General features: G+C 25.7%; 9 protein-coding genes. 2 read left to right on the top strand and 7 right to left on the bottom strand.

Features of this window, described 5'->3' with window-relative positions; translation table 11 throughout:
- Nucleotides 1–289: 289 nt before the first annotated feature.
- The 7 genes from IC214_RS07525 to IC214_RS07495 form a co-directional block, all read right to left on the bottom strand.
- A complete protein-coding gene (locus IC214_RS07525; RefSeq protein ID WP_227437606.1) occupies nucleotides 290–1,531 on the bottom strand; it encodes an ABC transporter permease subunit in 1,242 nt (413 codons plus the stop codon).
- A gap of 20 nt (nucleotides 1,532–1,551) precedes the next feature.
- Nucleotides 1,552–2,418 carry an ABC transporter ATP-binding protein gene (locus IC214_RS07520; RefSeq protein WP_227437608.1) on the bottom strand — a complete coding sequence of 289 codons (867 nt, stop codon included), beginning with the start codon at nucleotides 2,416–2,418 and terminating at the stop codon, nucleotides 1,552–1,554.
- A 37-nt stretch (nucleotides 2,419–2,455) separates the two neighbouring features.
- Nucleotides 2,456–3,217 (bottom strand): hypothetical protein, encoded by a 762-nt coding sequence (locus tag IC214_RS07515; protein ID WP_227437610.1) that lies wholly within the window; start codon nucleotides 3,215–3,217, stop codon nucleotides 2,456–2,458.
- Nucleotides 3,214–3,729 (bottom strand): RNA polymerase sigma factor, encoded by a 516-nt coding sequence (locus IC214_RS07510; protein WP_227836551.1) that lies wholly within the window; start codon nucleotides 3,727–3,729, stop codon nucleotides 3,214–3,216. Before IC214_RS07510 ends, IC214_RS07515 begins: the two co-directional genes overlap by 4 nt.
- Before the next feature lie 178 nt (nucleotides 3,730–3,907).
- Nucleotides 3,908–4,576 (bottom strand): VanZ family protein, encoded by a 669-nt coding sequence (locus IC214_RS07505; RefSeq protein WP_227437614.1) that lies wholly within the window; start codon nucleotides 4,574–4,576, stop codon nucleotides 3,908–3,910.
- 311 nt (nucleotides 4,577–4,887) lie between these two features.
- Nucleotides 4,888–5,391: a GNAT family N-acetyltransferase gene (locus tag IC214_RS07500; protein WP_227483097.1), complete on the bottom strand. Its 504-nt coding sequence runs from the start codon at nucleotides 5,389–5,391 to the stop codon at nucleotides 4,888–4,890.
- Nucleotides 5,392–5,699: 308 nt separating this feature from the next.
- A complete protein-coding gene (locus IC214_RS07495; RefSeq protein WP_227437616.1) occupies nucleotides 5,700–5,981 on the bottom strand; it encodes a hypothetical protein in 282 nt (93 codons plus the stop codon).
- A gap of 376 nt (nucleotides 5,982–6,357) precedes the next feature.
- Between IC214_RS07495 and IC214_RS07490 the strand changes: the two genes are divergently transcribed.
- Together IC214_RS07490 and IC214_RS07485 are read left to right on the top strand one after the other, a co-directional pair.
- The gene (locus IC214_RS07490) at nucleotides 6,358–7,212 is read left to right on the top strand and encodes an AraC family transcriptional regulator (protein WP_227823879.1); all 855 of its coding nucleotides are present in this window, start codon (nucleotides 6,358–6,360) and stop codon (nucleotides 7,210–7,212) included.
- A 208-nt stretch (nucleotides 7,213–7,420) separates the two neighbouring features.
- A complete protein-coding gene (locus tag IC214_RS07485; protein ID WP_227483099.1) occupies nucleotides 7,421–8,929 on the top strand; it encodes a recombinase family protein in 1,509 nt (502 codons plus the stop codon).
- The last annotated feature ends 37 nt before the right edge of the window (nucleotides 8,930–8,966 follow it).

Here is an 8,966-nt window from a genome sequence, read left to right as displayed (position 1 = left end):
ATAATTGACCATGTTGTATATAAAAAAGAGCCTAATCAAAAATGCGATGATTTTTCTTTAATACTATACCCCATTATATCAAAAGATTAATTGTATATTTCAATGTTATAAACAGACTGACTACCAAAAATCAGTCTGTTTATAACTGTGATTTATAGCATCTAAAATACATATAATATAATTATTACTAAATTTAATGTCAAGATAATATAAAAAGACATAGATGAATTACTCTTCATTCATGTCTTTTTTGTATTATTATTTTTTTCATATATTTCTATATTATATATTAATTAACTTGATGTTTTCTAAAGTTATTCTTAACAAAAGGTAAAAAAATAATTGATAATATTAAACCTGTAAAAATAATCATTGTAGGTAAATCTATTATTAAGTTTCCAAATCTGTAGTTTACATACTCAGAAAATGAGAATGAAATAGCATTTGATGGTAAAATTCGAAGAATCTGATTATATAGCCAATTTGTCTCACTATATTTTAAGAATAGTGGTATAAATAGTAACACTATATCTGTAATTAAAACTGGAAAAGGCGATTTCATGCAAGAAGATAATAAAAGTGTAAATCCAATTAATGCTATTAATATCATATAGATAACTAAAATACTCAATAAGGTTGCTTGTAAAAATGTAACTGGGTATGGTGTTGAGCTCACTGTAAGTTGTAATGGTAAATTCCATCCATCTACTCCAAAAGACAATATAAGAATTCCAATAGATATAATTGTATTTATTATAAAAACAATTGTCCCAAATAAAAAGGAACTTATTATTTTAGCTGTTATAACTTTTGTTTTTCCATATTTAGAAGACAATATCACTGAATCAGTACCTGATTGATATTCTCCTGAAAATACAGAAGCTATACTTATACAGATAGCCAATATAGTGAAAATTAGTAAGTCTCTACCCAGTAAAAAATAATTCCAGCCTTCATAATATCCATTTAAATAGGGTTCATTTATTTTCTTATTCTTAGATAACCAAAACTCTTTTTCTTTTTGTGCATAATTTCCATCTGAATATTCACTGTTTAATATTGTATTTACTTTTTCATTTCTAAACTTATAAAAATTAGTTCTATTTTTTAATGATATTGATTGAAGTATCATAGAATTAAAATCATTTGGTGCATTATATGATTCTGTTATAAAGTTATAAAATGTTTTGTTTGGATAAAAGAATCTCCAATAAACGCCTTGCTTAAAACTTGAAAATCCATTTTCATCTTTTACAATATTATTTGGATTATTAAAATTTTTTTGATATTCTCTGATTGAGTTTTCTATTTTTTTATCTGTTATGTATCCCTCGTTTAATTTAGATTGTTGTTTTGAAAGTTCAATAGCTTGTAGCCCTCTATACTCTTTACCATTCTCATCATAGGATTTTTCTTTGAGTGGCATTAAGGCAAAAAGAAATATACTTAAAATCAAGCTTCCTAAAACAACTGCTATTGTAGACTTTCTTTTTATTATCTTTTTTAATTCAAACTTAATTAATGTAGACATATTTATCCCCTCACACATATTTATTGTACTTCATTAAAACAATATAAATATAAATCTTCTAATGTTGGTCTTAGATTACATGCATTATCATGTGGTTTTATATCACTTATAATTCTAAGAGTGGCAACACCTCCAGAGTGATGAATATTTACCAAACAATATTTACTAGCCATATAATCTACTTCATTTTCATTAACCACACATTTCCATACTTTATCTTCTATTTTTGATGTTACTGCTTCCACTGAACCATCCAAAATGAGATTCCCTTTTTTCAGTATTAAAATTTTATCTGCAATATGTTCTACATCAGATACAATATGAGTAGATAAAATTACAATTTTTTCCTTGGAGAATTCTGAAATCAAATTACGAAAACGGACTCTTTCTTTTGGGTCTAAACCAGCTGTTGGCTCATCTAATATTAAAATTTTAGGGTCATTAAGCAATGTCTGAGCAAACCCAAGTCTTTGTTTCATACCACCAGAAAATGTTCTTATTTTTTTATTAACGACACCTGACAATCCAACCAACTCTAATAATTCTTGCGATTTTTCTTTTGCGTAACTAGGAGTTAACCCTTTCAATGAAGCTATATATAACATAAACTCTTTTGCAGTAAAGTCTGGATAATATCCAAATTCTTGAGGAAGATATCCAATCATATCTCTAAAATCTTCTCCCATATCCAAATTATTTTTACCATCTATCTTCACTTCTCCAGAGGTTGGGCTTAATACTCCGCAAATCATTCTTATAAGAGTTGTTTTTCCTGCTCCATTTTCTCCTAAGAATCCATATATACCTTCATTTAGCTTGAATTCTATCCTATCTACTATAATTTTGTTATCATATTGTTTTGTTAGACATTCTAAACTTAGTTCCATACAATTCCTCCTAATACTATATATTGTTATTTATTATTTAGATAATAATGTTTTCAAATGAACAAAGATGTTTCCATGTTTTTTTTATTTCATGTATTAATATTACTGATGTCACTAAAAAAATAATTAACCATTGCTCTATTGATTCAAATTGATATATACTGTTTTTAAAAGTACCAAGCATAAATATTAACAAGACAAGAGATGTACCATAAATCATACAATAGTAATTTGTATACTTACCTCTATTTCTATTTATAATTTCTAAGCATCCAATACACATTAAGTTAAAAGGTACTAATATATAAATTATTATATACAAGGTATTGATATCAATTATTTGTTTTGCTAGTAATAAAATAACGCACATAAATAATAAATCACTTACTCCAAAAACAATCATTCTAGTAGCAATAATTTTATGTAATGTATTTTTTGTTGAAAATTCTATTTCCAATACACTATTGTTATATACTTTTGCTATCTCCTCTATATTAGTCAATATAAAAAGTGGAACTGCTACAGAAACCAAGGATAATATTTCATAAAATGAGTTATTATCTCTTGATGTATTGAATAGTAATGCACATATTGTACATAACACTAGAAATTGTATAATCCAGGTTCTTTTTCGTATAAAACCAATTTGAGAGATAAAAAAATCTATACTATTCATCCTTTTATCAGCGTTACTAAACGTCATTTTATGTATTGTTTTAATAGTCTTTTCAAAAGCTGAAACTTCATATTTAGGAACTGTATACTCCATTAAACTTTTTTTGATTTTTTTCTTATTCATAGTTTGCCTCCTTCCATATATGCCTCTAATTTTTTTAAGGCCATACTCATCCTATACTTTGTAACAGATACACTGGAATCCATAACTTTAGCAATATCCTTAAATTTCAAATCATGATAATACCGCAAAATTACTACTTCAAATTCTGTTTCTGGCAATTTAGTCAAAGCTTCTTTTACAAATATTTTGTTTTCTACATCTACTAATTCTTGTTTAGATTCTTCTTTGTCTAGTGACTCTAAATATAGGGGTTGTTTTTTCTTCCAAAAATCCTTACACCTATTTCTAGCAATAACATATAAATAATTTTCAAATTTACCATAGTGTTTATAATTACTTATATTTTTTATAACTGTTACAAATACATCTTGAGTTAAGTCCTGTGCAGTCATTTGATTATCTACATGGCGATAACAATAACAATAGACGCTATTATAATATTTCTCTATTAAAGTATCAAATAATTCTTTTTTACCTGTTTTTATTTGTGCTATAATCCTAGAATCATTCACTATTATCACCTCCATCACTCTATATAACGATTAAAACAAAGATAATCTTCAAATGACTTTATACCTTTAGATAATGCCCTATTTATTCCTTGTTTTGCTGTTTTGTTTAACGCTAAACTCTTATTGATAACTATTTTAAATTTAAGTATAATATATAAAACTAAATATTGATTATAATTTAATTATCCTCTCTTAAAATATCCTGTTTATAAATTTTAATATCCTCTTCAAGAGCTTCTTGTGAGTCACTATTTAATTCCTTATTTATGTATATCTTGTCTATAAAAAGTTTAAGCTTTCCTCTATAAGATAATTTGAATATAATGTATGCAATACAACCACCTAAAGTATTCATTATCAAATCATCTATATCTACAGCTCTTAACTGTGGAACTATAGACATGCAGTTCATAATTAATTGAATAGTTTCTATTGATAATGATATTAAAAAGCTAACTATAATTGTTTTTTTAAAATTTCTTAAACTTGATTTTATTAAACATAGATATAATGTAAATGGTAATAACAACAAAGTGTTGCCAATTAAATTATTTTTTATAAGATTTATATTTGTATACTTATTTTCTATGAAATCTCTAAATGGCAATAGATTTATATTCATTTTTTCATAAATCGTAAATCCTGAGAAATAATTTTCATCTGTATCTATTGGCAAAATGACTAAACTTATTAATATAAATAAATAAAGTATAAATATGTTGACCATTATTTCTTTTAAAAAAATATACTTCTCTTTATTCTTATACTTATTTATAAGTACAATTACCCTAACTATTACCCATATTGGTAATCCACACACAAATAACTTCATTATATCAAATTTCATAATCTACCTCCTTAGTATTTGTAATTTGAAAACTTTAAGTAATTTTATCCTTATAAAATTGATTTATCTAGTGTAAATTACTTCTACTATCTTATATAACGATTTACAGTTTCAAAAAGTCAGTATTAAAAAATTATTTTATAAAATATATTCTTTAATATTTATCAATAATAATTTGAAACTTATATACTATCTGAAAATAAAAATAAAAGCTCTCTCCAAATATTTTATATATTTAGAGGTAGCTTTTATTTTTAATAACTATATTTGATTTGGATAATCTAAGGTAGTGTTTATATAAAGTTTATATTTTATTTGAAAGTATAAATGTATCGTACATCAGTAATTTTTTTATCCATAATCTCAATAGTATATACATCATTATTACAATAAAATCCATGTTTCTCATAAAATTTTCTCGCTCTCTGGTTTTCTTCTAATACCCAAAGATAAATATTACTAAATCCTGACAATCTCATATCATCTAGAGCACTTTGAAATATTTCATTTCCAACACCTTTTCCAAAATACTGAGGAAGTAAATACAATGAAACTATCTCGCCCCAATCTTTTAAAGTATCATCCCTTGAGTTGCCATAAGCAATACAACCAATTGGTTTATTATTATCAAAAATCATTTTAGCTGTTATTTTATTGTTTCCAATTAAATCTTTAAAAGTTTCAACCCAAAAATCGTCCTTTAAATCGTCTAAATAACTCTGTGGTATAATTCCCTTATATGCTGTTTTCCAACTTTGAGCATAAATCTTACTTATATTTTCTACATCATCTATTACAGCGTTTCTAATTTCCATCTTCTCCTCCTTAAACATAAAATATTTATGATAGTTATTTTCTATTTTATAATCTTTTATAGTAATAAATTTTAAAAATTATATAACTTACTTTAGTAAGAGTATACCAGTTTTCTTTTATACAATAAATTAAATTTTAAAATAATACTGATATTTCAAATCTTAACAATATTTTATAAGAAATTATCATATGTAATCTAAGTTTTAATGAGTATATTATTAGTTAAAGATTTATTATAAATTAACTAGTGAAGTTTTAATGTTAAGTTTTTAAATATATTTGTCCTATTTTATATCATAAAGAAGTGCTAATTACTAGCAACTTCCTTATTTGAGTTTTGTACTTTTAATTGTCTATCTATCATTATTTTTTCTATTGCTTTATATATTCTATCATCTTTATCCTGTTTTTCTCCTATTGTAAACTTTCTTCCTAGTGTTGTTTCAGGAGATACTACATGGCATACAGTATTTCCATGTAGTACTGTCATGGATATTTTATAACCATTATCGTCTGTTGGAACATCTACATCATCATCAAAGTATGTTATAGTAGTTGTACCATCCAAATCTTTTTCTATCTTTGGCATGCAAATCCCCTCCTCTCTTATATTTTATGTATATTAAAAATTGTCCTATTCTTAATTAATATTTATAAGTATTTAAGTAGTGTAATTTATGAAAAATAGCAATATATATCCAAAATACTCCATACAGTTAAGCACTTAATTAGATACTTTATGTAGTAAATTAAAACCATTATACTCTAATAAAATTAAGTGCTAAACTATGATATACTAAATATAAAAAAATTATATAATTAATAACTTTAATACTTAAGATTTAATATTTAAGTTGATTTTCAATACTAAATCTATACTTTATTATGCTAGTTAATTTGTGCATAAAAAGAGAGGAAGAATTATTTAAAAATAGGTATTATAAAAAGTACAAGGAGCTGATTTTATGGAATGGATTGAAAAACTAAACAAAGCAATTAACTATATTGAAGAAAATATAACAAAAGAAATTGAATATGAACAACTGGCAAAAATAGCTTGTTGTTCTACATATCATTTTCAAAGGATGTTTGCTTATATGGCAGATGTACCTCTTTCTGAGTATATTCGACGCAGACGGATGTCTTTGGCTGCTGTAGAATTACAAAATGATAATAAAAAAATAATTGATGTAGCTTTGAAATATGGATACACTTCTCCAACAGCATTCAATCGTGCCTTTAAAAGTATTCATGGTATTGCACCATCAATTATACAAAAAGGAGAAACAATAAATTTAAAGGCCTTTCCTCCAATTAGCTTTAAAATTACTATAAAAGGAGCTGAAGAAATGAATTATAGAATTGAAAAGAAAGAAGAATTTCGTATTGTTGGTGTATCTCAACGCCTTCACACTGAGTTAGAAAAAAACTTTGAGATTGTTCCAAAAATGTGGCAACAATCTGCATTAGATGGAACTATTCAAAAACTGTTACCTATGATGAATAGCCAACCAAAAGGTGTATTAGGTGTAAGTGTGTGTAATGATTCAGAAGAGTGGAAATACTTTATCTCTGTTGCAAGCACAGAATCCATAGATGATAAATTAGATGAATATACTATTTCACCTTTTACTTGGGCAATATTTTCTGGAGAAGGACAATGCCCACAAGCTATACAAGAACTAGAAAAACGTATTGTAACAGAATGGTTACCTACTTCCGGATATGAGTATGACAATGGTCCTGATATTGAACTTTACTTAAATCCAGACCCACAAAATTCTAAGTTTGAAGTATGGATACCTGTTATAAAAAAATAGCCTATAAATTTAATTTATATAGATATATAGAAATAGAAAGATAGAATTTATGCAAAAGTGAAGTTCTATTTATAATAACAAAGACTTGAATATATATGTGAAAATAAACATGTTAAAAAATAAAATCTATTTTTTACATGTTTATTTTTTATGTTTTAAATATAATCAGTTTACTGCTGAATATAATATATTCAAGGAGTGTGATTTAATGAATGTTTCTATTTATCTGCGAAAAAGCAGAGCTGATGAAGAAGCAGAACACAGAGGTGAGTTTGAAACCTTAGGTAGACATAAAACAACACTACTAAAACTAGCAAAAGAACAAAACTTAAATGTAATTGATGTTAAAGAGGAACTTATTTCTGGAGAAAGTATAGAATATAGGCCTAAGATGTTAGAGCTACTAGATGAAGTTAAAAGTAATAATTATGATGCTGTTTTAGTAATGGATATTGACCGTTTAGGACGTGGAAATATGCAAGACCAAGGATTAATATTAGATACTTTTAAAAAGTCTCAAACAAAAATTATTACTCCTAGGAAAACTTATGATTTGAATGACGAATTTGATGAAGAATATTCTGAATTTGAAGCTTTTATGGCTCGTAAAGAATTAAAACTAATATCTAGGCGTATGCAAAGAGGTAAAATTAAAAGTATTGAAGAAGGTAAGTTTATTGCTCAGTCTCCTCCCTATGGATATGATATTAAATACTTAAACAATAAAGAAAGAATTCTTGTAGTAAATAAAGATAAAGCAAATGTTATTAAAATGATATTTGATATGTATTTAAAAGGAATTGGAGCCTGTAAAATATCCAAGTATCTAAATGAACTTGGTTATAAAACCACAACAGGTAGAACTTGGTATGAAAAAGGTGTAAGAGATATTATAAAAAATAAAGTATATTGTGGCTACATAGTATGGAATAAAGTTGAGAGAAAAAGAAATTCTAGTAGGACTAGAGGCATCGAGGAACAAATGGAAGTAAAAGGAAAACATGAACCAATAATAAGCGAAGAAATATGGAATAAAGCGCAAGATATAAGAAAAAAACGCAGTAACTCACCTACTCCAAACAATAAAATAACCAATCCTTTAGCTGGAATTATAAAATGTGGATATTGTGGTCATACTTTAGTTGCAAAATCTAATACAACATCAAAAGGATATGAAAAATATATAGTCTGCACTAATTGTAAAAACAAATCTACTAAATTATACATATTAGAAAATAAAGTTTTAGAGGTTTTAAGTAAATGGCTAACAGATTATAAGCTATCTTTGAAAGAAGAACTTGTTTTTAAAGATAAATTTGAAGATAATTTAAAATGTACTCTAACATCCTTAAAAAAAGAACTTGAGAACCTAGAGAAACAAAAGGGAGGATTACATGATTTTTTAGAACAAGGAATATATAGTTCAGATGTATTTATAGAACGTTCAAATATACTTACATCACGTATAGAAGATGTTAAAAATTCTATAAATAAAGTAAATATAGATATTAAAATAGCAAAGGAAAAAAGCACTGTTAGAATGCAAATTATTCCTCAACTTGAAAAAGTTTTAAGAGAATACACAGAAGAGAAAGAGCCTTATCTGAAAAATATATTACTTAAAACTATAATTGACCATGTTGTATATAAAAAAGAGCCTAATCAAAAATGCGATGATTTTTCTTTAATACTATACCCCATTATATCAAAAGATTAATTGTATATTTCAATGTTATAAACAGACTGACTACCAA

It is taken from the genome of Clostridioides sp. ES-S-0190-01 (assembly GCF_020658275.1).
Lineage (GTDB): Bacteria > Bacillota > Clostridia > Peptostreptococcales > Peptostreptococcaceae > Clostridioides.
Note: the sequence above shows the minus strand (reverse complement) of the source record. Positions and strands in the feature narration are given on the sequence as shown.